The 23396-nt window shown below is 54.9% G+C and carries 24 protein-coding genes; 17 read left to right on the plus strand and 7 right to left on the minus strand.

Features of this window, described 5'->3' with window-relative positions; genetic code table 11:
- The 8 genes from nrdR to V6575_RS08875 all read left to right on the plus strand — a co-directional run bounded on the left by nrdR (window position 1) and on the right by V6575_RS08875 (window position 8698).
- Entirely contained in the window at window positions 1-477 is a 477-nt protein-coding gene (gene nrdR, locus V6575_RS08840) for a transcriptional regulator NrdR (RefSeq protein ID WP_340273905.1), read from the plus strand.
- 64 nt (window positions 478-541) lie between these two features.
- Window positions 542-1681: a bifunctional diaminohydroxyphosphoribosylaminopyrimidine deaminase/5-amino-6-(5-phosphoribosylamino)uracil reductase RibD gene (gene ribD, locus V6575_RS08845; RefSeq protein WP_340273906.1), complete on the plus strand. Its 1140-nt coding sequence runs from the start codon at window positions 542-544 to the stop codon at window positions 1679-1681.
- Between the two features lie 44 nt (window positions 1682-1725).
- Window positions 1726-2340: a riboflavin synthase gene (locus tag V6575_RS08850; protein WP_340273907.1), complete on the plus strand. Its 615-nt coding sequence runs from the start codon at window positions 1726-1728 to the stop codon at window positions 2338-2340.
- Window positions 2341-2497: 157 nt separating this feature from the next.
- Complete coding sequence (gene ribH / locus V6575_RS08855) at window positions 2498-2947, plus strand: 6,7-dimethyl-8-ribityllumazine synthase (RefSeq protein WP_340273908.1); 450 nt, start codon at window positions 2498-2500, stop codon at window positions 2945-2947.
- A gap of 4 nt (window positions 2948-2951) precedes the next feature.
- On the plus strand, window positions 2952-3530 hold the full coding sequence (gene nusB / locus V6575_RS08860) for a transcription antitermination factor NusB (RefSeq protein WP_340273909.1): 579 nt from the start codon (window positions 2952-2954) through the stop codon (window positions 3528-3530).
- Between the two features lie 2 nt (window positions 3531-3532).
- Window positions 3533-4585, plus strand: a complete 1053-nt coding sequence (thiL, locus tag V6575_RS08865) for a thiamine-phosphate kinase (RefSeq protein ID WP_340273910.1) — start codon at window positions 3533-3535, stop codon at window positions 4583-4585.
- Between the two features lie 502 nt (window positions 4586-5087).
- Entirely contained in the window at window positions 5088-6308 is a 1221-nt protein-coding gene (locus V6575_RS08870; RefSeq protein WP_340273912.1) for an MFS transporter, read from the plus strand.
- Window positions 6309-6553: 245 nt separating this feature from the next.
- On the plus strand, window positions 6554-8698 hold the full coding sequence (locus tag V6575_RS08875) for a sodium-translocating pyrophosphatase (RefSeq protein ID WP_340273914.1): 2145 nt from the start codon (window positions 6554-6556) through the stop codon (window positions 8696-8698).
- 84 nt (window positions 8699-8782) lie between these two features.
- Here V6575_RS08875 and V6575_RS08880 read toward each other — a convergent pair whose 3' ends face one another.
- The gene (locus V6575_RS08880) at window positions 8783-9220 is read right to left on the minus strand and encodes an outer membrane protein assembly factor BamE (RefSeq protein ID WP_340273915.1); all 438 of its coding nucleotides are present in this window, start codon (window positions 9218-9220) and stop codon (window positions 8783-8785) included.
- A 117-nt stretch (window positions 9221-9337) separates the two neighbouring features.
- Here V6575_RS08880 and V6575_RS08885 point away from each other — a divergent pair, with 117 nt between their 5' ends.
- The 6 genes from V6575_RS08885 to V6575_RS08910 all read left to right on the plus strand — a co-directional run bounded on the left by V6575_RS08885 (window position 9338) and on the right by V6575_RS08910 (window position 13841).
- On the plus strand, window positions 9338-9898 hold the full coding sequence (locus V6575_RS08885) for a ubiquinol-cytochrome C chaperone family protein (RefSeq protein WP_340273916.1): 561 nt from the start codon (window positions 9338-9340) through the stop codon (window positions 9896-9898).
- Complete coding sequence (locus V6575_RS08890) at window positions 9888-10451, plus strand: YceD family protein (protein WP_340273917.1); 564 nt, start codon at window positions 9888-9890, stop codon at window positions 10449-10451. The genes V6575_RS08885 and V6575_RS08890 overlap by 11 nt, the downstream gene beginning before the upstream one ends.
- A 156-nt stretch (window positions 10452-10607) precedes the next feature.
- Complete coding sequence (gene plsX / locus V6575_RS08895; protein ID WP_340273918.1) at window positions 10608-11672, plus strand: phosphate acyltransferase PlsX; 1065 nt, start codon at window positions 10608-10610, stop codon at window positions 11670-11672.
- Window positions 11669-12646 carry a beta-ketoacyl-ACP synthase III gene (locus tag V6575_RS08900; protein ID WP_340273919.1) on the plus strand — a complete coding sequence of 326 codons (978 nt, stop codon included), beginning with the start codon at window positions 11669-11671 and terminating at the stop codon, window positions 12644-12646. The genes plsX and V6575_RS08900 overlap by 4 nt, the downstream gene beginning before the upstream one ends.
- Window positions 12647-12798: 152 nt before the next feature.
- A complete protein-coding gene (locus tag V6575_RS08905; RefSeq protein ID WP_340273920.1) occupies window positions 12799-13110 on the plus strand; it encodes an integration host factor subunit alpha in 312 nt (103 codons plus the stop codon).
- 113 nt (window positions 13111-13223) lie between these two features.
- Window positions 13224-13841 (plus strand): MerR family transcriptional regulator, encoded by a 618-nt coding sequence (locus tag V6575_RS08910; protein ID WP_340273921.1) that lies wholly within the window; start codon window positions 13224-13226, stop codon window positions 13839-13841.
- Window positions 13842-13919: 78 nt separating this feature from the next.
- Here V6575_RS08910 and V6575_RS08915 read toward each other — a convergent pair whose 3' ends face one another.
- The 4 genes from V6575_RS08915 to V6575_RS08930 all read right to left on the minus strand — a co-directional run bounded on the left by V6575_RS08915 (window position 13920) and on the right by V6575_RS08930 (window position 17676).
- A complete protein-coding gene (locus V6575_RS08915; protein ID WP_340273922.1) occupies window positions 13920-15152 on the minus strand; it encodes a glycerophosphodiester phosphodiesterase family protein in 1233 nt (410 codons plus the stop codon).
- Between the two features lie 67 nt (window positions 15153-15219).
- Window positions 15220-16455: a cytochrome P450 gene (locus tag V6575_RS08920; RefSeq protein WP_340273923.1), complete on the minus strand. Its 1236-nt coding sequence runs from the start codon at window positions 16453-16455 to the stop codon at window positions 15220-15222.
- Between the two features lie 79 nt (window positions 16456-16534).
- Entirely contained in the window at window positions 16535-16918 is a 384-nt protein-coding gene (locus V6575_RS08925; RefSeq protein WP_340273924.1) for a carboxymuconolactone decarboxylase family protein, read from the minus strand.
- Window positions 16915-17676, minus strand: a complete 762-nt coding sequence (locus V6575_RS08930; protein WP_340273925.1) for an SDR family NAD(P)-dependent oxidoreductase — start codon at window positions 17674-17676, stop codon at window positions 16915-16917. Before V6575_RS08930 ends, V6575_RS08925 begins: the two co-directional genes overlap by 4 nt.
- A gap of 98 nt (window positions 17677-17774) precedes the next feature.
- Between V6575_RS08930 and V6575_RS08935 the strand changes: the two genes are divergently transcribed.
- Complete coding sequence (locus tag V6575_RS08935) at window positions 17775-18653, plus strand: LysR family transcriptional regulator (protein ID WP_340273926.1); 879 nt, start codon at window positions 17775-17777, stop codon at window positions 18651-18653.
- A gap of 110 nt (window positions 18654-18763) precedes the next feature.
- Here the strand turns inward: V6575_RS08935 and V6575_RS08940 are convergent, their stop codons facing one another.
- Complete coding sequence (locus tag V6575_RS08940) at window positions 18764-19672, minus strand: LysR family transcriptional regulator (protein WP_340273927.1); 909 nt, start codon at window positions 19670-19672, stop codon at window positions 18764-18766.
- 131 nt (window positions 19673-19803) lie between these two features.
- Here V6575_RS08940 and V6575_RS08945 point away from each other — a divergent pair, with 131 nt between their 5' ends.
- Window positions 19804-20235, plus strand: a complete 432-nt coding sequence (locus V6575_RS08945) for a DoxX family protein (RefSeq protein ID WP_340273928.1) — start codon at window positions 19804-19806, stop codon at window positions 20233-20235.
- 61 nt (window positions 20236-20296) lie between these two features.
- The gene (locus tag V6575_RS08950; protein ID WP_340273929.1) at window positions 20297-21196 is read left to right on the plus strand and encodes a VOC family protein; all 900 of its coding nucleotides are present in this window, start codon (window positions 20297-20299) and stop codon (window positions 21194-21196) included.
- Between the two features lie 49 nt (window positions 21197-21245).
- On the opposite strand, the gene V6575_RS08955 is transcribed toward V6575_RS08950, so the two are convergent.
- Window positions 21246-22877: a sensor domain-containing diguanylate cyclase gene (locus V6575_RS08955; RefSeq protein WP_340273930.1), complete on the minus strand. Its 1632-nt coding sequence runs from the start codon at window positions 22875-22877 to the stop codon at window positions 21246-21248.
- Between the last annotated feature and the right edge of the window lie 519 nt (window positions 22878-23396).

Consider the following 23396-nt stretch of genomic DNA (forward strand, 5'->3'; position numbering starts at 1 on the left):
ATGCGGTGTCCCTATTGCGGCGGTGAAGAAACCCAGGTCAAGGACTCTCGTCCGACCGAGGACAACACCGCCATTCGTCGGCGCAGAGTGTGCAACACCTGCGCTGGCCGCTTCACCACTTTTGAGCGCGTGCAATTACGTGAGCTAATGGTGATGAAGCGTTCGGGGCGCCGTGTGCCGTTTGACCGTGAAAAATTGATGCGCTCTGTCCAGATAGCGGTGCGCAAGCGCCCGGTTGAACCGGAGCGGATTGAGCGGATGGTTAGCGGTATTGTGCGTCAGCTGGAAAGTTCCGGTGATAGCGATGTGACCGCTGAGGCCATTGGAAACCATGTCATGGAAGGCCTGAAAGGCGTTGATGACGTAGCTTATGTGCGGTTTGCATCCGTTTACAGAAATTTCCGAGAAGCCAAGGATTTCGAGGACTTGCTCGACGAACTGAGCGGTCCTGATGGTCAGCCTTTGGCTGAAAACTGAGCATTTCATAACGCCTTCGTCAGAACTCATCTCCACCTGCCAAAATCCGGGACGTCTAAACCCAATGACCTCTGGTGCAATCACCTCAAGTTCCGGGAACGACAGCCGTTTCATGCTTGCTGCCGTGTGTATTGCTGAGCGCGGACTTGGGCGCGTCTGGCCCAACCCTTCAGTCGGGGCGCTGGTTGTCAGCAAGGATGCGGATGGAAGGGATGTGCTGGTCGGGCAAGGTGTGACCTCACCACCGGGCGGAGCCCACGCCGAGATCAACGCTCTACGCCAGGCAGGAGATCTTGCAAAGGGCGCGACTTGTTATGTCACACTTGAGCCTTGCTCCCACTTCGGCCGCACGCCGCCTTGTTCAAATGCACTGATCAACGCTGGTATCGCAAAGGTGGTCATCGGGATGCGCGACCCCAATCCAAGGGTGGCGGGCCGTGGCATTCGCATGTTGGAAGACGCTGGCATTGAAGTGATTGTCGGTGTTGAGGGAAAAGCCTGCCAGAACCTCCATCATGGCTTTACGCTGCGCATTCTCGAGCAGCGTCCCCATGTGTTTTTGAAGCTTGCTGTGTCTCGTGACGGTTTTATTGGCCGCTCCGGAGCAGGACAGGTGAAAATATCCGGAGCTCTGTCCATGCGCCATGTTCATGGGTTCCGCGCCAGTCATGATGCGATACTTGTTGGCATTGGAACAGCGCTGGCGGATGATCCTCAGCTGACTTGCCGTTTACCGGGAATGGCGGACCGTTCTCCGGTTCGTGTGGTGCTGGATGCAGCGGCCAAATTGCCACTCACATCAAAGCTGGTTCAAACGGCAGCGGAATGGCCTGTGTGGCTGCTGGCTGGGAATGATGCTGATCCGGACCGGATCAAGGCTTTGGCGGGGGCGGGCGTTCTGATCATTCGAGTGCCGCTGGAAAAAGGCCGTATTGCGCCTGCTGTTACTCTGCGAGCTCTTGGATCGCGAGGCATCACCCGGCTGATGGTAGAAGGCGGTTCGCGAATTGCCAGTGCCTTTGTTGCGGCAGACTGCGTTGATGACCTGTGCGTTGTCACCGGTGCAATGGAAGTCGGGGAAGGGGGCATTCCCCCTTTGCACGGTGTCAGACTTGAAGAGGTTCTGAACAATCCCAGATATGAGCGGGTTGAGAGTGGCTATATGGGCGATGATGCCTTTGTCTATTTGCGCAAGCGCGCTTGAAACCTACCTGACCTAAAATTATTGCGGACAAAGTGAGGCCTGAGATGTTCACCGGTATTGTCACTGACCTTGGCGAAATACTCTCCGTCGATAAAATTCCTGCGGGGATCAGGACACGCATTCGCACCACTTATGAGCCGGACAGCATCGACATCGGCGCTTCGATTGCTTGTGGTGGTCCGTGCCACACAGTTACTGCGAAAGGGCGCGACGATGCTGGAAATGCGTGGTTTGAAGTGGAGTCTGCCGCCGAAACCCTAGCGCTGACAACAGCCTCTGAGTGGCGCGCCGGCCAAAAGCTCAATCTGGAGCGGTCGCTGGCCATGGGCACTGAACTGGGCGGGCATCTGGTGCTCGGCCATGTGGATGGCACAGCGAAAATCACCAAGCGGGTTGATCACGACGACAGCGTCTATTTCCAGTTTGAGGCCTCCAGAGCCAGCGCGCCATTTATCGCCAAGAAAGGCTCGGTCTGTCTCGATGGAACATCCCTAACGGTAAATGAGGCAGACGGGCTGCTTTTTTCCGTTTTTCTGATCCCGCACACCATGTCCGTCACAACTTGGGCAGATCGACAAGAGGCAGATCTTGTTAACCTCGAAGTGGACATGATGGCCAGATACGCTGCGCGACTTGCGGAATTCAGCCGCGAGGCGTAACAGATGGCCCAAGTGTTTTAGGGGCAGCCGTCGGCTGGCCGTATTTACCAGACTTTCCATTTCTCCCCACCCCAGCAGGTTGGGCTGCAGGAATAGGCTAGACAAATCCGAATGGGCGTGGTTCTAGTCGCGGCCCCCAAGAAAGATGGACCGACCCATGAGCTCAGCACCGAAAATTCTGATCATCGAAGCCCGTTTCTATGCAGATATTGCTGATGCTCTGGCGGAAGGAGCAATCCAGGCGATCGAAGGGGCAGGCGGCAGCTATGAACGCATTGAAGTTCCTGGTGTTCTTGAAATTCCAGCAGCGCTTTCAATGGTCATGACCGCGATGGAAAATGAGGGCGTGCTATATGATGGCTTTGTGCTTCTAGGCGCTGTAATCCGCGGCGAGACTTCCCATTATGATATCGTCGCCAATGAATCGGCGCGGATCATCATGGATTTGATGGTTGATGCGGATCTGGCCATCGGCAACGGCATCCTGACAGTTGAGAATTCCGATCAGGCCTGGGCACGTGCCAAGGTCAGTGAGAAAAACAAAGGCGGCTCGGCGGCGGAGGCAGCTCTTGCCATGATCGCCCTGCGCGAGCGGCTTGGAGTATAAGAATATGACCGACAAGGTCGATCAATCGAAACCGAAAGCAACTGGACCTCGCCCTGCCAACAAGCGCGGAGTGGCCAGGTTGGCCGCTGTTCAGGCGCTGTATCAGATGGATGTCGGCGGCACGCCGCTCAGCGATGTGGTGAATGAGTTTACTGCGTTTCGCCTCGGCCAGGAGCTGGATGGCGAGCAGTATCTGGATGCTGACGCTCAGTGGTTCTCGGATATCGTCAAGGGCGTTTATGCCGATCAGAAGTTTCTGGATCCGTTCATTCACACAGCTCTGACCGATGGCTGGCCGCTGAAGCGGATCGACAGCCTTTTGCGGGCCATCTTGCGCTCCGGCGGCTTTGAACTTCTGCGCCGCAAGGACGTGCCGGCCCGGGTGATCATTTCCGAATACATCGACGTGGCAAAGGCATTCTTCCAGGATGATGAGCCAGGACTCGTCAATGGTGTTCTGGACCGTCTGGCCAAGGACCTGCGCGATAGCGAGTTCGCGGCACCAGACGTTTCGAAGGATGAAGGTTCGGCGACCACTGAAGTTCAGGTGGAAGCCGACGAGGTCGGCACTGCAAAGGCATGACCATGACTGGTGAACACCCTAAGGGTGATCGCCCGCATGAATTTGAGCTGATCAAGCGCTTTTTCGCGCCGCTGGCCAGCGATCCGGGCAGTCTTGGACTGACCGATGATGCCACTGTCTATACGCCTCATGACGGACATGAGCTCGTCCTGACCAAGGATATGCTGGCAGCAGACGTGCATTTCTTTGCCGACGATCCGCCCGAGGCGATTGCGGCCAAGGCCTTGCGAGTAAATCTGTCAGACCTTGCGGCCAAAGGCGCAGTCCCGACAGCCTATCTTCTCGGGCTGGGCCTGCCGGACGACTGGAGTGAAGACTGGCTGGAGCGTTTTTGCAGTGGCCTGTCAGGCGATCAATCGGCCTTTAACGTGGTACTGGTGGGGGGCGATACCATTCGTTCCGGCCATGGCCTGCAGATTTCGGTAACGGCCGTTGGCGAAGTGCCGACCGGCAAAACTGTGCGTCGCAATGGTGCCAGGGCAGGCGATGTTCTTTATGTCACAGGAACTATTGGGGACGCCGCTGCTGGTCTGAAAGCGCGGCTGGATCATGGTTTTGCCAAGCGTATGGGCTTGTCTGACAGCCAGCACCGCCACATCCTTGATCGCTATCTGTTACCTCAACCGAAGGTGAAACTCGCCGGAACCATTCGGGACTTCGCCAGCGCGTCCATGGATATCTCCGATGGTCTGCTTGCCGATGCTGGCCATCTTGCCAAAGCCTCTGGCATTGACCTCTTGCTGGATCTGGCAGCTATCCCATTATCGTCGGCCTTGCGTGCACTGTCCAAGGCCGATGAGGCCATCTTCCACGCTTGCCTGAACGGCGGCGACGATTATGAAATCCTAGCAACTGTTCCGGCCGACAAGGCACAGGCCTTTGAGGTCGCCGCCAAGGCCATTGGCTGTCCGGTCACCCGCATCGGCACGGTGCAGGCGATCAAGGGCGAAAAGGGCGCAGACCGTCAGGCCGCCGTCCAGCTCCCCACTGTCCACCTCCAAGGCCCAACCGGTCCCATCGCCCTCAATCAATTCCCCGGCTTTCGTCACTTTTGAGGCCTTGCGGGAAGCTGTGTACCACCAAGGCACGAACGGCTTCTCCCCTATAGCCGGTCATCCCCGACTTGATCGGGGATCCAATCCACCAAACCAACCGGCAGGCAATTGCGATTAGGCCAAAGAGATGCCGCGACCGCAGTGGCCGTTCCCAAACGGTTCAGGCACCAATGGATCCCCGATCAAGTCGGGGATGACCGGCAGTGTGAGGAGAGGAAACTAAGCATGTAGAGCGGCATCAGAGTTGAGTTTCAAGCTTAAACATCTTTGATTAAACCCAACCTCCACCTCATCTTGAGGAGGGCTATGGGTTAAGCCCGAGGATCCATTCCGTGAGGTGTTGGTAGGCAATGTCGCGGGATCTGTAAACAACCCATCCCCGTCCCACAATCAATTGCTGCCTCTTGCCCAAAGCTGGTGTAGCATCCGCCCATCTTTCCTTCCGCGCCCCGATTCCGCCGCGCGGTCCTCCATTCTGCCTGATCACGCGTCCGGAAGTCCCATGTCCTTTGCAAATCCTGCCCCCGCCATTGATGACCGTCTGGCGAAACGAAATGCGCTTTTACTTGCCATGGCACAGGCCGTGGGTGCTGCCTCAGCTTCCATTGTGATCATCTCCGGGTCGCTGGTTGGCTATATGCTGCTGGACGAGAGCAAGTCGTGGGCAACCGTGCCTGTGTCGGCCATGGTGCTGGGGACGGCCATCGGAACATTGCCTGCGGGCATGATCATGCGACGCTTCGGGCGAAGGGTGGGCTTCATGGGGGCATGCCTCGTGGCAGTACTGGCCGGTTTGCTGGCCGCCTTTGCCATTTTCATCGAGGATTTTCTGCTCTTTTCCATCGGCGCGGCGCTGACCGGCTTTGCCAACGCCTTTGCACAGCAGTACCGTTTTGCCGCCGCAGACACGGCCAGCGATGCTTTTAAGCCCAAGGCAATCTCATGGGTAATGGCTGGCGGGGTTCTGGCTGGGATTGTCGGGCCGCAGACTGTGATATGGACCAAGGACGCCTTCGATCCTATCCTTTTTGCCGGGACCTATGTGGCGCAGGCTGGCCTCGCGCTGGTCGCGCTCATGTTCGTCGCATTTCTGAAAATTCCGAAGCCTGCATATGTGCGGGGTGCGCCCACTGGCGGCCGTCCCTTGCGGGAAATTCTGAGGCAGCCCCGGTTTATCGTGTCGGCAGCCTGTGCCGTGACGACCTATGCGCTGATGAGCCTTGTGATGACGGCAACGCCTCTGGCGATGATTGCCTGCGGCCTGTCGGAAACAGATGCCGCACTCGGCATTCAGTGGCACGTGCTGGCCATGTTCGGCCCAAGCTTCTTCACTGGCAGCCTGATTGCCCGCTTCGGCAAGGAACGGATTGTGGCGATTGGACTAGCGCTGCTTGCGGGCTGTTCCATCGTGGCGCTGATGGGACTTGATCTGGCTCATTTCTGGATTGCGTTGGTTCTTTTGGGGCTGGGCTGGAATTTCGGCTTCATTGGGGCAACGGCGATGTTGACCGAAACCTATCGGCCCGAGGAACGAAATATGGTGCAGGCGACCAATGACTTCTTTGTCTTTGGCGTTGTCGCCTTTGCATCTTTTTCCTCCGGCCAACTTCTGGATGTGTTCGGCTGGGCGACCATCAACTGGATGGTGTTCCCGTTCGTTGTGCTCTGCATGGTTTTGCTTGGCTGGCTTCTTACCCATGAAAGAAGAAACCTCCCGGTCTGAGTTTTGCCTTGCTGCTGCGGTGCAAGTTAAGTTTTATCTGATATTGCGGCGCAACTGAAAATGCCTTTAGGGAATTTTTAAGTTATTCGTTTGGGTGACTTGACGAGACTTGCCTGAGTGCTGCTATCGTGTGACGTGTTGACGCATCGGGCGACCGGTGTCGTCGAGGGCGAGTCAGGTCAAAAGAAAAATCAGATGTAAAAACGCTAAGACACTGCTGACTCGTAAAATTTCTGGGAGGAACTATGAGCGAGTTAGTCGTCATTATTTTTTGTGGGCTGCTGTCGTTGGCCTACGGAGGCTGGGCCATCCAGTCGGTCATGGCCGCCGATGCCGGATCGGAGCGCATGCGTGAAATTGCCGGAGCCATTCAAGAGGGGGCAACGGCCTATCTGACCCGCCAATACACAACGATCGCCATTGTCGGGGCGGTCGTTTTTGTTTTGGCTTGGGTGTTGCTGTCAGGCACTGCAGCCATCGGCTTTCTGATCGGGGCTGTCTTATCCGGTCTGGCCGGGTTCATCGGAATGATGGTCTCGGTACGGGCGAACGTTAGAACCGCTCAGGCTGCCAGCCAGAGCCTGGGTGCAGGGCTGGAAATTGCGTTCAAGTCCGGCGCAGTTACGGGGCTGTTGGTTGCAGGCCTCGCGCTGCTCGGTGTTGCTGTCTATTTCGCGATCCTGACCGGTCCGATGGGCCATGCAGTCACTGATCGTGTGGTGATTGATGCGCTCGTCTCGCTTGGGTTCGGCGCATCGCTGATCTCTATCTTCGCCCGTCTGGGCGGCGGCATTTTCACCAAGGGCGCTGATGTTGGCGGTGATCTTGTCGGTAAGGTTGAGGCCGGTATTCCGGAAGATGATCCCCGCAATCCGGCGACCATCGCGGACAATGTGGGCGACAACGTTGGTGATTGTGCCGGTATGGCAGCCGATCTGTTCGAGACCTACGCCGTCACCCTGGTGGCAACCATGGTTCTGGCGTCGATCTTCTTCACCGGCGCTGTGGCGGATCAATTGATGCTTCTTCCGATGGTAATCGGGGCTGTGTGTGTGGTGACCTCGATCATCGGCACTTTCTTCGTCAAACTTGGCAGCAACAACTCGATCATGGGCGCACTCTACAAGGGCTTCATCGCCACGGCGGTGCTGTCAGCAGTGGGTCTCTTGCTGATCACATTCGGCTGGCTTGGGGCCGGAACGGTCTACACGACGGTCAGGGGCGTGACCTTCACCGCGATGGATCTGTTCTATTGCGGCATTGTCGGCTTGATCGTCACCGGTCTGATCATCTGGGTCACGGAATACTACACCGGAACCCAGTATCGTCCGGTGCGCTCCATAGCCCAGGCGTCTGTCACCGGTCATGGCACCAATGTGATCCAGGGCCTGGCCATCTCCCTTGAGGCAACGGCACTGCCAGCGATTATTATCATCGTCGGCATTCTGGTGGCGCATTCTCTGGCTGGTCTGTTCGGCATTGCCATCGCCGTCACCACCATGCTGGCTCTCGCGGGCATGGTCGTTGCGCTGGATGCTTTTGGGCCTGTGACGGATAATGCAGGAGGTATTGCTGAAATGGCGGACCTTCCAGCAGAAGTCCGCGCAACAACGGATGCTCTGGATGCGGTTGGCAACACCACGAAGGCAGTGACCAAAGGCTATGCGATTGGTTCTGCCGGTCTCGGCGCTCTGGTGCTCTTCGGGGCCTATACAGAGGATCTGAGGTACTTCGCCTCAACGGCGCAGCCGGGGTCCATCTTTGAGGGCGTTAACGTAGACACGTTGTTCAGTCTGTCAAATCCATACGTGGTGGCGGGACTGCTGTTCGGTGGGCTCTTACCGTATCTGTTCAGCGGGATTTGTATGACGGCGGTTGGCCGGGCTGCGGGTTCTGTGGTCGAGGAAGTTCGGCGTCAGTTCAAGGAAAAGCCCGGCATCATGCAGGGCACTGAAAAGCCGGACTATGGCCGTGCGGTGGACATGCTGACCAGAGCTGCGATCAAGGAAATGATCGTTCCTTCGCTGCTGCCTGTTCTGTCTCCGATTGTGGTGTTCTTCGCGGTGCGGGCTGTTGCTACGCCTTCCGAGGCATTTGCTGCGGTTGGTGCAATGCTACTCGGCGTGATTGTTACGGGTCTCTTTGTGGCCTTGTCCATGACAGCAGGCGGCGGAGCATGGGACAACGCCAAGAAATCCTTTGAAGATGGCTTCATCGATAAGGACGGCGTGACCCATCTAAAGGGCTCAGAGGCGCATAAAGCCTCTGTGACTGGGGACACGGTCGGCGATCCTTACAAGGACACTGCCGGACCTGCTGTGAACCCAATGATCAAGATTACCAATATCGTGGCGCTTCTGCTGCTTGCGGTTCTGGCTCACGCTTCCTGAAGGCAAGTGCAGAGCTGTGCACAAAAAGAAAGCCCCGGCGGATCGCCGGGGCTTTTGCATTTCTTCCGACCTGGGACAGGCTCTCTAAAGACCGATGCTCGGGCTTGCTGCCCCGCGCAGGATTTGCGTTAGGAAGCCGTAATCCGAACCGCCAGTCAGAGTCTTGCGGGTGATGAAGTCGACGACCTTGCCATCCTCCATGCCGTAGTTCCCAATATCTTTCACATAGCCGTCAGTGTCGAAATAGACGGCCACAACCCTTTGCCCGACGATATCCGGTGCCAGGAAGGCTGTGGTTTCGGTTTCCTGCGAAATATAATAGTAGGCATCGCCGTTCAGGCTTGATGTTGTTGACGGAGAGCCCAGCACCAGTTCGACCTGCTCCTTGCTGGAGCCGACCTGAACCTGGGACAGCATGTCGTTGGTGACAACATGGCCGTGGGTATAGGTCTGCGTGAAGCATCCGCCCAGTGGCAGGGCAAGAAGAAGCGGGACGAGGACGGCATGCGCCTTGATATTCATGCGGGTCTTCCTGTAGGGCCGTCTTTATATAGGCGGCCAGTGTCAACAATCGTTCCTTGGCAAAGTCCCTATCGTGCGATAGGGCACATGGCAACACCAGTTCTCATGGAGAATACCATGCTCTTCGGCCTTTTTCGTCGCAAAACACGCGACTCAGAGCTCAAAGTATATAGTCAGATCGTGGCTCAAGCGCGGCAAACCGCCTTCTACACGGCTTTCAAAGTGCCGGACACGATCGACAGTCGTTTCGATATGATCGTGCTTCACGCTGTGTTGCTGTTTCGCCGTTTGCGCGGGGAGGGAGCCGAGATTTCAAGGTTTTCCCAGGATGTGTTCGATCTGTTTTTCCATGATATGGACGCAACCTTGCGCGAATTGGGCGTGAGCGATACGCGCGTTCCCAAGAAGATCAAAGCCATGGGCGAGGCTTTTTATGGCCGTGCCGATGCCTATATGCCCCACATCGATGGCAAGGATGTTGGAGAGTTAGCAATCGCCTTGAAGCGAAATGTTTATGCACAGACCGAAGAGCCGACCGAAGAAAAAGCCCTGGCGCGCTATATGATCGCTGCGGCAGAGGCATTGGAAGCGCAGTTGGTGGAGAAAATAATCGCCGCAGAAATGGTGTTTCCCGATCTCGTCCAGTTCGTCGGAAAGGAAGACGAAAATGGTAATTGAATCCATCCCTTATTCGTACAAGGTCGCAGGAGATCGACTCGGCAACGAGGAACGTCCTGTCGTTTTGGCACCCAATGAGGCTGAATGCCAAGATATCGCCAAGGTTTATGAGGTTGATGCTGTGGAAGAGCTGACCGCGAACCTGGTCCTTAAACCGTGGCATAAGGCTGGCATTCGCGTGACCGGTAAGGTGACCTGCAAATTGCATCGCACCTGCATTGTCACGCTGGAGCCTTTCGTACAGGATATGGTGGATGATGTTGATCGGACGTTTGAGCCGGTCTCCAGCCGTCCGCGCCGCGCCCGTGACATAAATGATGACGGAGAAATCGAAATTGATCTGGAAACGCTTGATCCACCCGACGTGATGGTGGATGGAGTTCTTGATCTCGGGGCTGTTCTGTGTGAGCAGTTGGCGCTCAATATCGATGCTTTCCCGCGCAAGCCTGGCGCAGAGTTTACAGAAGTTGTGATCGAAGAGGCGGTGGAAAGCGAACCTGCACCCTCGGCCTTTGCCGCTTTGGCAAAGCTCAAGAACGACCCTGAAGGCTAAAACCTCAGGATTATGAATTGAAAATGGTTGTTTCAACGCTGGAAACAGTTATGTTCTCCAACGTTTAGGAGCCAAGCTGATGCGGTGAGGCAAGGGTCTTCGCAGCGGTTCCCAAACGCCTCGGCTGACCAAGGAAAGCACTTCAAAAGACCGGCTATGGCGAAAACAATTGTAATCTCTCTTGATGTAATGGGCGGTGATAACGGTGCGGAAGTCGTTCTTCCAGGCGCTGAAATTTCGCTCGTCCGTCATCCCGATATCCGTTTCCTGCTTTATGGCAACGAAAAAGTTGTTCTGCCGCTTCTGGAAAAATATCCAAGCGTGCGGGATGCCTCAACGTTTCACCATTGCGATGTATCAGTCGCAATGGATGCCAAGCCAAGCCAAGCGTTGCGCCAGGGGCGCTGGCGCTCAAGCATGTGGCGGGCGATTGAAGCCGTGAAGACGGGCGATGCAGCAGTGGCTGTGTCCGCCGGGAACACCGGTGCCCTCATGGCGATGTCAAAATTCTGCCTGCGCACAATGGCGAACATCGAGCGGCCAGCCATCGCGGCGATCTGGCCCACGACCCGGGGTGAGTCTGTTGTGCTGGATGTTGGGGCAACCATTGGTGCTGACGCACAGCAGCTGATTGATTTTGCTATACTCGGCGGCGCCATGGCACGGGCCTTGTTTGGCATTGAAAAGCCGACAGTTGGTTTGCTGAACATCGGCGTTGAAGAAGTGAAAGGTCTCGAGGAAGTTCGTACGGCTGGTCGCTTGCTGCGCGAAACGCCATTCCGCTCCTTGTCTTATGCGGGCTATGTCGAGGGCACTGACATCGGCAAGGGGACTGTTGATGTGGTGGTGACCGAAGGCTTCGCTGGAAACATTGCGCTTAAGGCAGCGGAAGGAACCGCCCGGCAGATCAGTGGCTATCTTCGTGCAGCCATGAGCCGGACGTTGATGTCCAAAATCGGCTACTTTTTTGCCAAAGGTGCCTTTGACTTGCTGCGGGAAAAAATGGATCCGAACAAGGCAAACGGCGGCGTATTCCTCGGGTTGAACGGCCTTGTTATCAAGAGCCATGGCGGAACAGATGCAGAGGGTTATGCTGCTGCCATCGATCTGGCCTATGACATGGTTCGCAACTCTCTGAGCGACAAGATTTCGAACGATCTTGTCCATTATCATCGCGGTCGCTTCGACGATGCCGCGTCTACTTCGGAAGGTGACTTGTGAGCGTGATACGTTCGATCATTCTAGGAACCGGCAGCTATCTGCCAGCCAAGTGCCTCACCAATGAAGAACTTGCAGAGAAGGTTGATACCTCGGACGAATGGATCGTTCAGCGTACGGGGATTCAGCAGCGCCATATTGCAGCAGATGGTGAATACACCTCCGATCTGGCGGTTCATGCGGCCAAGGCTGCCTTGGAAAGTTCGGGCGTTGATGCGCAGGATATCGATCTGATTATTCTGGCGACAGCAACACCAGACAACACCTTTCCGGCCAGTGCCGTCACAGTGCAGAACGCCTTGGGCATTCATCATGGCTTTGCCTTTGATGTACAAGCTGTGTGCTCCGGCTTTGTTTTTGCCTTGACGACAGCAGATGCCTATTTGCGCTCGGGTATGGCCAAGCGGGCCTTGGTGATCGGTGCCGAGACATTTTCCCGCATTCTTGACTGGGAAGACCGGACCACCTGTGTCCTGTTCGGCGATGGCGCTGGCGCTGTTGTCCTGGAAGCGCACGAAGGCGAGGGGACTGTTGCTGATCGCGGCATTCTCACCTCCCATCTGCGCTCGGACGGTGTGCACAAGGAAAAGTTATTCGTCGATGGTGGTCCATCCTCTACCCAGACGACCGGCCATCTTCGGATGGAAGGACGTGAGGTGTTCAAACATGCCGTGGGTATGATCACCGATGTCATCGAGGATGCTTACAGCGCCACCGGCTTAGCGTCCGAGGATCTGGATTGGTTCATTCCTCACCAGGCAAACAAACGCATCATTGATGCCAGCGCCAAAAAGCTGAAAATAGATCCGGCCAAGGTCGTGACGACGGTTCAGCTGCACGGCAACACGTCTGCAGCCTCGATTCCACTTGCGCTGGATACAGCTGCACGTGACGGTCGTGTAAAACAAGGCGATGTTGTTTTGCTTGAAGCGATGGGCGGCGGATTTACATGGGGCTCTGCTATTTTGCGTTGGTAAAATCCCAAATACTAAGACAAAAGAACGAAGGGTTAATTTTACTGAACTGCAGTCTTGCTGTTGACCAGTATGGCTAGAGGCAATAGCCTAGCTGTGTACGGTGAGTTCTATAGTGAAATCAGCCAGATCGCTGGTTTTGTCGGGGAGTTGACATGGGCAGCAAAACTATCACGCGCGCCGATTTGTGTGAGGCGGTTTATCAAAAGGTCGGTCTGTCGAGGACAGAATCGTCTGAATTGGTCGAACGAGTCCTTTCGGAAATATCAGAGTGCCTGCTGACCGGAGAGTCGGTCAAACTATCTTCTTTCGGGTCGTTTGTGGTCCGGTCCAAGGGGGAACGTATTGGTCGTAATCCCAAGACTGGCGAAGAAGTTCCGATTTCTCCGCGCCGGGTGATGGTTTTCAAGCCCAGCAATGTGCTGAAGCAACGTATCAATGATGCATTGACCGGCCAGATGGCTTGATCGGCCAATTTATTCCATGACGCCGATGTCTTGATGGGGCGGCAGTTCCGAACAGTGATTAGGCCAGTTTGCTGGCCTTTTATGGTTTTCCAGATGAACAAGTTTTCCAGGTCATGACTCTTCAGGACAAAAGCCCGGATGCGTTCCGGACCATCAGTGAAGTCGCGGATGATCTTGATCTTCCACAGCATGTCCTGCGTTTTTGGGAAACACGCTTTACCCAAATCAAGCCGCTGAAGCGCGGTGGTGGTCGGCGTTACTATCGCCCTGATGACGTTGAACTTTTGCGCGGCATTCGTCATCTGCTGTATGGAGAGGGCTACACCATCAAGGGTGTTCAGCGTATCCTGAAGGAACAGGGCCAACGCTTTGTAATGCAGGTTTGGCGTGAGGGCGCCTTGCCCGTACCCGTGGCTCAAAAATCGGCTGCGCAAGATAAAGACGTCGACCACGGAGCTCATGATGCCAAGGCGGAGCCGAGTGGACCTGTTGGGCTTTCATCCGTCGAAGAAGAGATTGCTCCACGCGACGTACTGCCGGAAACCGATGCGCGCAAGACGGCAGAAAAATCATCTGTATCCCTGCGCTTCATGGATCGTTTCCGTTCTGACAAAGATGTTGAAGCAGGGCCAGATCAGACACTCTCCCTTTCGCGAGACGATGTACGCCGCTTGCAGTCCACGCTTTTTGAGCTGCTTGAATGCAAACGCGTTCTGGATCAGGCGCGATGACCAACGTCACGATATTTGGCAAGTCATAAAAAAGCCCGGACAATGATCCGGGTTTTTTTGGTTCTGGCTTGTAGATGCCTATTTGCCCATGCAGTTAGCGTAATAGGTCACAGTCGCAGGCCAGTCGGAGAAAACGCCTACAACACCAACATCTTCTGCAAGAACGTTGAGAACCTCATAGAGCTTGCCATCGCCTCCATCTTCCCCGGCAATCGCATCTTTGACGGACTGGAAATACCAGCCGCCGCCGGATGCCAGCGGGCCGGAGCGCTCAAGTGTCCATGTGATCATATTGAGGTTCGCAGCCTTGGCCGCAAGAGCATAGGCGGATGGCTCCATGTTTCCAGAATCATCAAGAGTCAGCAGCATCCAGAGAGGTGGAGCGATGAAGTTAAGCCCCATGTCCTTTAGCTCTTCCATGGAAGGTTTGAAGGTGGCCGGGTCGTTCGGGTCAATTCCGCCTTTGCTGTAACGACCGTCGAGGTAAACCGCCTGTTTGCCGAACTCCGGTTCATTTTTGATCCAGTAGCGAATGTCCTGCAGATCAAACGACTGTGCCCAGACGTCTTCAGGTGGAATGCCTGCTGCTTTGTAGTCGTCGATCATCGCCTGGGCATAATCTTCGCGGCTGTAACCGTCGAAAGGCATGTCCACTTTCGGCGCTTTCAGCTCAGGCGTGAACTTGCCGCCAAGCGACTTAATCAGTTCAATTGACTCAGCATGGGTCATCAACGTGCCGGTCTGGGCATAGAGATCTGTGCGCCAGCCTGAAGTGGCAGCCATATAATCTTGGATGGTTTCCGCTTTTTTGTTGCTGCCATCCATCTTGCCTTTGAGGGTCTTGAATTCGGCAAGGGTCAGGTCGCTGGTCCGACATTCTGCCCTGGCATCTGTGCCATCTGCAGCAGGAACGAAACCTTGCGTGCATTTGGCAGCAAGCTCTGTGGTCAGAATGTTGGTTGATGTATGAAGGTCGTTCTGCGCATGGCGGCAGACCAGTTCCTTGTCCTTGGTGAAGGTCACATCACATTCGATGATGCCCGCACCCATATGGGCTGCGGCCCGGTAGCCTTCGACAGAATGTTCAGGAAATTGCAGGGCTGCGCCGCGATGGCCGATGGAAAAGAGGCTCTGCTCCGCCGGGTTGGAAGCGCAGGCTTTCAATTTTTCTTTCAGCGGTCCCTCGTTCATCTGGTCGACCAGATAGAGCGGCCGGGGCCCAAGGCTTGCGTCTCCCGTAGCCAGAGCGGGCATGGGTGCCGAAAAGGCTGTGCCGATCATCAGAAGGCATGTCAGGGGCAGATGGCGCATAGAGAGTTCCTTGGTTCGAAGGTCGCTGCACTGATACTTGTAGAACATGAGAGGCCTGTATCGGTATTCATTTAGTTTGCCAGGCAATTTTCAACGCTTTTGGTCCGCGAACGGACAAGCCGGACTTGTATTCCGGCTTCTGGTCAATGAGCTCTATCGACCTGAAGCGCCTCAACAAACTTGAAAAAATGATATCCATGTCGAGTCGCGCCAGATGATTGCCTAGACAAAAATGCGCTCCGCGCCCAAAGGCAATGTGCCAATTGGGACTGCGGCTGACATCGAAACGGTCCGGCTCAGGAAATTGCGAGCCATCCCTGTTGGCAGAGCCGTAAAGCACGCCGAACTTTGTGCCTGCCGAAAAACGTTGACCGGCAACCTCTACGTCTTGTGTACAGTAGCGATGGAAAAAGGGCAGGGGGCTCTCAAACCGGAACATTTCCTGCACTGCGGTCTTCATCAGGCTGTTGTCCTCGCGCAGCTGCCGCATCTCTTCCGGAAAGCGGATCAGCGCATGGAGACCGCTGCCCAGCACGTCGATGGTGGAGCCATGTCCAGCCATCAGGATCAACATGGCAGTCGAGAAAAGCTCGTCCCCTGACATCAAACCAGATCTTTCAGCAGCGATCATGGCTGTCAGCAGGTCATCTTGTGGAGCCTTCTCGCGCTCTGCCTTGAGTTGCTGCAGGTAATGATAAAATTCGGTTGTGTTGCGTTCCGCCAATTCTTTGCGAGCATCAGAGCGGTCAATATCGAAGAACTGAACGATGTTCTCCGACCAGATGCGAAGTTGCGGACAGTCCTCGTCTGGAACGCCCAGAAGTCTACCGATGATGTGGCCCGGCACATGGGCGGCAAGATCCTCGACAAAGTCGATTTCGTTTCGCTCAGCAAGGCTGTCGATCAGACCATCCACGTAAGTTTGAATCTCGGTGCGCAGGGTGTTGACCAGCTTGGGCGTGAACAACTTGAACACCTGTTTGCGCAGCCGGTCGTGCACGGGGCCGTCGCTGTCGAGCAGGGAGAACTGAACAAAACGGGCGTGATGGGGCATGTCGTGCCAGTTTGCTGCACGTTTTTGCTCTGCGATCTCATCCGAACTGGCAATGTCGGCCATTGATCGCACCATGTTCTGATCCATGACAATCTGGGACACATCCTCAAATCGGGCCGCCAGCCAAATATCAAAGTCCTCGAAATAGGCCAGACCTGGCTTTTCGCGCAGGAACGCATAGGCCGTATAGGGATCCTGCGCGAAATCGTCGGAGAGGGGATTGAAGCCCGATTGTGTCTGTATTGTCATGGCATCATTTATCGCCCTGATTGTGGCTGGTCGCAAGACAGAGCTTGAGTGCGGCTATCGCTTTGTCGCTGAAGTCCGTTTATTTGGCGTCTTCCTCCTCAAAGACCTCCAGGGCTGCGTTCAGGGCATTGATGGCTGCTGGCATCCCGCCGTAGAGCGCCATTTGCCAAATGACCTCTGCGACCTCTATCTGACTGAGTCCGGCCTTTCGACCTGCTGCAATGTTGATCTTGAGCTGTGGACGGGTTTGGCCGCCCTGGGCTGTCAGCGCGGCAATCGTCGCAACGTAGCGGGTTTTGAGATCAAGGCCTGGTCGTCCGTAGAACTCGCCGTAGGCGACATCCGAGATCGTCTCGGCCATTCCGGGCAGAATATGGCCGTATCGCAACGTCAATGCCTCATGGACACCCGGGTTGAGGTGCTCGGCTAGTGCGCGGCCCGATTGTTTTTGCGGTCTGGTCATCGCAGTGCCCCTCCAAGAGTGAAGCCTCCATCCACGGTAATGTCCTGTCCGGTCACAAAAGCCGCATCTTCGGACAGGAGCCATGCGACTGTGCCCGATACATCATCAGGTTGACCATTGCGCCTAAGTGGCGTGTGGTCAGAAAGACGCCTGGCAATCTCGGGGTCGAGGACTTCCTCTGCCATTGGCGTCAGGATAATACCTGGGCTGATTGCATTGACCCTGACACCTCGCGGGCCTTCTTCTGTGGCCCAAATTCCCATCATGGCGATCAGACCAGCCTTGGTCGCAGCATATGCGCCGGATCCGGGCATCACGGCACTGGCTGTCCAGGATGCATTGATCACGACAGACCCTGCCTCCATGCGCTTCAGGCTTTGGGCGATCGTTTGCTGGGTGCCGATAAGGTTGATGGCAACAAGGGCTGTAAAGTCTTCAGCTGTGGTGTCGCTCAGGGGTTTGAACTCACCCAGATGACCGGCATTGGCAAATACGCCGTTGAGCTGTCCAAAATGGGTGATCAGGTCATCTAGGCACTTGGTGATTTGCAAGGGATCGGAAATATCGCAGACTTGCTGGAATGCAGATCCGCCGCGTGCTGAAATCTCATCAGATAGTTCAGCTAAAGGCTCAGTACGTCTTCCCCAAAGAGCGAGGCGAGCGCCTTTTTCGGCCAAGTGCAGGCAGACTGCGCGGCCCATGCCTGTTCCTGCACCTGTTACAAGGATGGTTTGATTGTCAAATCTGGATTTCATCATGATCGGCCTTCTTGTCTTGAGATGGCCGAACTTTATTTGTAAAGCTAGAATAGGATAATAATTGAAGTACTTTCTCCATATCCAAGGAATGCTTTTGAATGGATCTCTATGTTGCGATGAGCACGTTCGCTGAGGTTGTGCAGTCTGGCTCCATGAATGCCGCCGCGCGGCGCCTGAATGTGACAGGGGCATTGGTTGGTCAACGGATCGCTGCACTAGAAGATCGGCTGCAGACACGGCTCTTGAATCGTTCCACGCGGCATCAAAGCCTGACAACCTTCGGTGAGAGTTATTTTAAACAGTGCCTCGATATTCTGGAGCTTGTCTCGATGTCTGACGGGCTGGCTTCGGAACAGCAAGTGCATCCGCAAGGAAAGTTGCGGATCACAGCCCCCATGAGTTTCGGATCCGAGGCCTTGATGCCTGCTTTGCCGCGCTTCAGAGCGCTGGCCCCCGACGTGGAAGTTGAAGTCATCTTGTCGGACCAGAATCTTGAACTGATCCCCGAAAGCGTGGATGTCGCGTTTCGGATCGGTCCGCTGGATGACAGCACCTTGATCAAAAGGAGGTTGGCTCCTTATCAGATGATGATTTGCGCAGCGCCGTCCTATCTTGCCGAATTTGGGATCCCTCAGCATCCGCACGACCTTGATGGACACAAAGCTGTACTTTTTTCCCGCACGGCTGGTAAGCCATGGCGACTGCAGAAAGGTCCTGAAAAGCATGTCTGGTCCCCTGATGTTGCAGTGACGGTCAATGCAGGGCAGGCGGTCCGCATGGCGACGCGAGCGGGCATTGGGATTGCAATGCTTCCAAAGGTTCTCGTCGAAAAGGATGTGTCCTCGGGCGAGCTTGTTCAACTTCTGCCTGAGTGGACACTGCCTGAGCAGCCAATGTCATTGCTTTATCACCGTGACAGGCACATGCCCTCACGGCTGGTTTTCTTCCTCGATTTTGCATCAGGCGAGTTCGGCTAGGGAAAGGCTTCGGTGCAATTTTTCGGCGCCATGCATGCTTGAATTTAGCAGGCAAAATTTAATGGCACGATCAACTTTGTTTGCCCGTTGATCGCAGGTGACATTCCGTTTTATTCACTTGAATCAGAGCTTGGTTCGAGACCACTCGGTCCCGCCAGAAAGTCCAGGAAGCTTCGGACTTTGGTGGGGAGATAGCTGCGGTCAGGATAGATCGCGTAGAGAGGTACCTTTGGCCAGACTGTTTCTGGCAGTACAGGCTCTAGAAGCCCATTGGCCAAATCCTCAGTCACAAGCCAATGTGGCAGGAACGCGTACCCCATGCCTTCGCGTGCAGCCAGGTGGATCAGGGTTTCGTTGCCACTTTGAAGCACTGGTGCAAACCGGATGTCCCATGCGTCCGCGCCGTCACCGAAGCGGATGCGACCGCTCGTTCCCATCTGGGTGTAGATCAGGAAAGGCGCACCAGTCAGATCATCAATCTTGTTTGGCCGGCCAATCCGGTCCAGAAACTGAGGTGAGGCCAACAGTGGAAAGTCCACTTGTGTCAATTTCCGTGCAATCAGGCTGTCATCAAGCGTGGTTGCCACGCGCAAAGCCAGATCGATCCCTTCCTCGACCAGATTGATCTTTCGACCACTCAGGTCCAAATCCAATATCAAGTTTGGGTTTTCCGCATGATAGGCCGTAATGATGCGGGCGAAAGCAGGGTTGGCCATCCACACAGGCATGCTGACCTTCAACGTGCCGTGAGGCGTCATTGCCGTCTCTGTCAGCTGCGCCTCAGCCTCAACCAATCCCTCCAGAAGTGGCCGCACTGTCGCAAGATAGTGCGTGCCAGCTTCCGTCAGGCTGACATTGCGGCTGTTACGGTTCAGTAGTCGTGCACCGACCCGTGCCTCGACATGCTGCACATGCTTACTGGTCATGGCAGGCGAAAGGTCAAAGCGATTAGCTACGGCAGCAAAACTCTTGTGTTCGGCGACTGCTGCAAAAACTCGGAGGCTGAGAAGAGTGTCCATGATCATTCACTCTCAGGAGATGAAGTGTCAATAAAACCGAAGATGATCCGGTCAGGGGAAACTAATAGATATTGCTTCATGGATCAACCGCAGCATGTCACGCGACATGGGCACTTTGAATGGAGACGATAATGACAATGGCAACCGAAACACAGGCACCATCCGTGAGCAAAGGCTGGAACATCGGTCTTTGGGTGGCCCAAGTTGCGCTGGCAGCGCTTTATGGTATGGCCGTTTACATGCATATTCTGATGTCCCCTGCAGACCTCGCCTCTATGGGCGCTGTCTGGGCTGAAGGCGCGCCCCTCTGGCTCGTTCGCTTTATCGGATTTGCCGAACTTGCCGGCGTGATCGGTCTGATCCTGCCTGCTGCAACCCGCATCATGCCAAAGCTTACCGTCTATGCAGCTGTTGGTCTGCTCGCCATACAGGCACTGGCGATCCCTTTTCACCTGTTTCGTGGAGAGTTCGCGGCTCTGCCGTTTAATCTGATCTATGTTGCGCTAGCTGTCCTCATCATTTGGGGCCGTTCCAGCAAAGCTCCCATCGCTCCGCGCGATTAATCAGGACATGCAACACAAGCGCCCCGGGATTATGCCGGGGCGCCCGAGAGGGGACTTCAAGATGCAAACTGATGCTCTGACACTTGCTGAAAAGACCGCTGAAATGGGCCACTCTGAGCGCCTGTCCTGGGGTGTTGTTGAGTTCCAGGTTACAGACCTGCACCGCGCGGTTGCCTTCTGGACAACAGCCCTTGGACTTCAGCTGCGAGAACAAGATAGCCAGATGGCAGCACTGGGAACGCAGAGTAAGACGCTTTTTGTGTTCCGGTCCGGCGCAAAGGTTCCGGTCAGCCCCCGGCATCTGGGAATGTATCATGTCGCTATCGGTGTCCCGGATCAGGCGGAGTTTTCACGTCTTTTGGCCCGCTTGATTACGAAGCGTGTGCGTGTCTCGCCGACAGATCACCTCATGTCAAAAGCAATCTATCTTGCAGATCCAGATGGCCTTGAAATCGAGATCGCGCTTGAAACACCAGAACGGTTTGGCCGGTTTGGCGATATGTCCAAAGGTCTGGTCCTCTACGATGCAAATGGGCAACAACACAGCGGCCGCGCGCCTCTGGATGTCGATGCAGAGCTGTCCCATGCCAAGAGGGCAGACCTTGAAACGCCGCTTTCTAATGGCGCTTTTCTCGCGCATATGCATTTCAAGGTCGCTCAGCTGGAGGCTGCTGCAGCTTGGTACGAGGGGATCGGATTCGCTCGCAACCTGATGCTGCACAATTGGGGGTTTGCCGACATGGGAGCGGGGGCTGCCTACACACATCGGCTTGCCATGAATATTTGGGCAGGACCAAACCTGAAGCCTGCGCCCGCCAACATGGCGCGTTTGACTGGCTATGCCTTGCATGTTCATGATGCCGCGGTGATGGAAAACGCCCAAGGCTTGACACCATCCGAAAACGGGTTGTCTGGCACAGACCCAACCGGCGTAGCTATATCGCTGGCTCGGGCGTTTTAACAAGCACGATGGCCATTATCGCTTATAGCCCTCACCTTAGCGAAGGGCTCTAGTCGGTGGCATCCTTCTTTCTGTTCATTTCAACCAGCGCTGCGTCGCAAATCTGGTTGCGTCCGCGGTGTTTGGCGACATAAAGGCGCTCGTCACCGGTCTTCAGCAGGCTCGACAGGCGGTCTCCGTCTTGAGGGTAAGATGCAAGTCCAGCTGATATGGTGACTTCTCCCAGGGGACGACCTTCGAACATGAAGGGCAGGTTTTCAACGCTCAGACGAAGTGCTTCCGAAAACGCCATCGCCTCTTCATGGGGAATGCCAGACATCAGGATAGCGAACTCTTCTCCGCCGAGCCGGCAGGCGGTATGGGTTGCGGACGTATGTTGGTGAAACAGCTTGGCAAGCTGTGTCAGAACAAAGTCACCAGCATCATGACCGAATTGATCGTTGTATTTCTTGAAATGATCGACATCGATCATGAGCAGCCAGAAAGGCATTTCCTCTCGGTCGGCGCTGGCAATGAAACTGTCAAACCGCTCTTCGAGATAACGCCGATTGTAAAGGCGCGTGAGTGGGTCAAGTAAAGCTTGTTGTTCTAGGGTTTCTCTTAGTTTCAGGTTGGAAACGGCAATGGCAGTTTCCTTTCCTATTGATTTGGCGATGTCCAGTTCCATGTCCGTGAATGGTCTCTTGGGTGTTTCTTTGAGGTGGATGACGCCAACTACTTCGCCTTGCGCCATCAGTGGAATACAGACTGCATTGATCTTGCCTTTGTCCTTCAGGTGCTTGCAGATCAGCTCGTTCTTGCGCGAGTGGTGAACGATGTTCTTGCGTAAGGACCAGCAGCTGTCTGGAGACTTGAATTCGCCTTTCTTCCATGTCCCGCCCCATTCATGGCTGACAACCAGAAGATTGCGGGAGTTGTTCATCAGAGCCAGAGCGCCACTGACACCTGGTAGGAGCTGGGGCAAGTGGCTCTCAAGGATCTCACCAGCTTCAGGCAGATTGTTACAGATGGCCAGCAGGGATCCGAGTTCCTGCAGGGCGCTCAGCGTTGATGTGCGCTCGCGCACTTGTGAATCCAGGCGTTCTTCTCGTGACTGGATGGACTTTGCAAGCGCGCGGCCGAGCCAGAATGTAATCGCGATGATAAACAGCATTCCAAACGCAGCGCCGATGACGAGTATCTCCCTGAGGTTGTTTTGCTGTTGATAAAAATGCTTCAGGGGAAGAGCGACCCTTGCGATCATCTGGATGCCATTTCGTTCCAGGGGGACCGCAGAATAAAGAAAGTTGATATCGAGGGTCGCGCTGCGCCGCTCGGATAAACCAAACCCATGTTCCAAGGCCTGAATAACTTCAGGGCGTTTTGCGTGATTTGCTGCGTGTAACAATTGACCGTAGGACATATCCGTGTCCCCGAGCACCAGCCCATTTCTGGCGATGATGGTGATACGGGCACCGATCGTTGCGGCCATCAGTCCGATTTCTCTATGGAGCGCAGCGAAACGCTCGGATTTTACGCCGATCTGTTGCGGAGGAGGGCTGAAGTCTCCAGGCAGCAATGAGACAAAACGCGCAACGACCTTTGCTTCCTGGAGTGCCATTTCTTCTTCATGCTCGCGCATGTAATCCGACATCGTCTGATCAATGAAGAGTGAGAACATCAAAATGCAAGCAAGCATCATGATGACAGACAGAAATGCAATCGGCAGATAACGGAATTTTCTTATCCGAAGGCTGAGTGCACTGAAACACTCATTTCGCATATTTTCCTGCGATTGCTCCACGCTGTTTCCCTTGAGTTATCATCATTTAATTCGAGAAGATTGATGAATTAACCTAGGGTAAAATAGTTATTTCATTCCTATTAACAGATGAAAAATCTGGGGAATATATAAAATTTGAAAACTAATTACTTTTCTAATGAATAGGTTCTGAATGTGGGGTATTCAAAGGTGTTTTTCATTGGTAATTATTGTAATTTGAATGAGAAGTGATGTTGAGAAATAGATATTTTATTATTAGCCTGTTTTAGGATTGCCGAAAAGGCAGCGTCGGTCTGGTAATCTCCCCATTTTTAGTGGGGCTCAGTGGTAGAATTCACGCGGCCATTTTGAGTTTCATGGCGGGGGTGATGCCGCCAATGCCCATGTTGGGTCGCTCGTTGTTGTAAGTCCAGAGCCATTCAGTTGCTTGTTCCTGCG

Source organism: Roseibium algae (assembly GCF_037783265.1).
Taxonomy (GTDB): domain Bacteria; phylum Pseudomonadota; class Alphaproteobacteria; order Rhizobiales; family Stappiaceae; genus Roseibium; species Roseibium algae.

Coding starts and splice junctions, on each gene's coding strand:
- V6575_RS08910 (WP_340273921.1), top strand. CDS start 13,224: ATGACTCTTCAGGACAAAAGCCCGGATGCGTTCCGGACCATCAGTGAA.
- V6575_RS08890 (WP_340273917.1), top strand. CDS start 9,888: ATGGTAATTGAATCCATCCCTTATTCGTACAAGGTCGCAGGAGATCGA.
- V6575_RS08955 (WP_340273930.1), bottom strand. CDS start 22,877: ATGATGCTTGCTTGCATTTTGATGTTCTCACTCTTCATTGATCAGACG.
- nusB (WP_340273909.1), top strand. CDS start 2,952: ATGACCGACAAGGTCGATCAATCGAAACCGAAAGCAACTGGACCTCGC.
- V6575_RS08945 (WP_340273928.1), top strand. CDS start 19,804: ATGACAATGGCAACCGAAACACAGGCACCATCCGTGAGCAAAGGCTGG.
- V6575_RS08870 (WP_340273912.1), top strand. CDS start 5,088: ATGTCCTTTGCAAATCCTGCCCCCGCCATTGATGACCGTCTGGCGAAA.
- V6575_RS08930 (WP_340273925.1), bottom strand. CDS start 17,676: ATGATGAAATCCAGATTTGACAATCAAACCATCCTTGTAACAGGTGCA.
- V6575_RS08915 (WP_340273922.1), bottom strand. CDS start 15,152: ATGCGCCATCTGCCCCTGACATGCCTTCTGATGATCGGCACAGCCTTT.
- V6575_RS08905 (WP_340273920.1), top strand. CDS start 12,799: ATGGGCAGCAAAACTATCACGCGCGCCGATTTGTGTGAGGCGGTTTAT.
- V6575_RS08940 (WP_340273927.1), bottom strand. CDS start 19,672: ATGGACACTCTTCTCAGCCTCCGAGTTTTTGCAGCAGTCGCCGAACAC.
- V6575_RS08920 (WP_340273923.1), bottom strand. CDS start 16,455: ATGACAATACAGACACAATCGGGCTTCAATCCCCTCTCCGACGATTTC.
- V6575_RS08885 (WP_340273916.1), top strand. CDS start 9,338: ATGCTCTTCGGCCTTTTTCGTCGCAAAACACGCGACTCAGAGCTCAAA.
- V6575_RS08880 (WP_340273915.1), bottom strand. CDS start 9,220: ATGAATATCAAGGCGCATGCCGTCCTCGTCCCGCTTCTTCTTGCCCTG.
- nrdR (WP_340273905.1), top strand. CDS start 1: ATGCGGTGTCCCTATTGCGGCGGTGAAGAAACCCAGGTCAAGGACTCT.
- plsX (WP_340273918.1), top strand. CDS start 10,608: ATGGCGAAAACAATTGTAATCTCTCTTGATGTAATGGGCGGTGATAAC.
- thiL (WP_340273910.1), top strand. CDS start 3,533: ATGACTGGTGAACACCCTAAGGGTGATCGCCCGCATGAATTTGAGCTG.
- V6575_RS08875 (WP_340273914.1), top strand. CDS start 6,554: ATGAGCGAGTTAGTCGTCATTATTTTTTGTGGGCTGCTGTCGTTGGCC.
- V6575_RS08935 (WP_340273926.1), top strand. CDS start 17,775: ATGGATCTCTATGTTGCGATGAGCACGTTCGCTGAGGTTGTGCAGTCT.
- V6575_RS08925 (WP_340273924.1), bottom strand. CDS start 16,918: ATGACCAGACCGCAAAAACAATCGGGCCGCGCACTAGCCGAGCACCTC.
- ribD (WP_340273906.1), top strand. CDS start 542: ATGACCTCTGGTGCAATCACCTCAAGTTCCGGGAACGACAGCCGTTTC.
- V6575_RS08950 (WP_340273929.1), top strand. CDS start 20,297: ATGCAAACTGATGCTCTGACACTTGCTGAAAAGACCGCTGAAATGGGC.
- V6575_RS08850 (WP_340273907.1), top strand. CDS start 1,726: ATGTTCACCGGTATTGTCACTGACCTTGGCGAAATACTCTCCGTCGAT.
- ribH (WP_340273908.1), top strand. CDS start 2,498: ATGAGCTCAGCACCGAAAATTCTGATCATCGAAGCCCGTTTCTATGCA.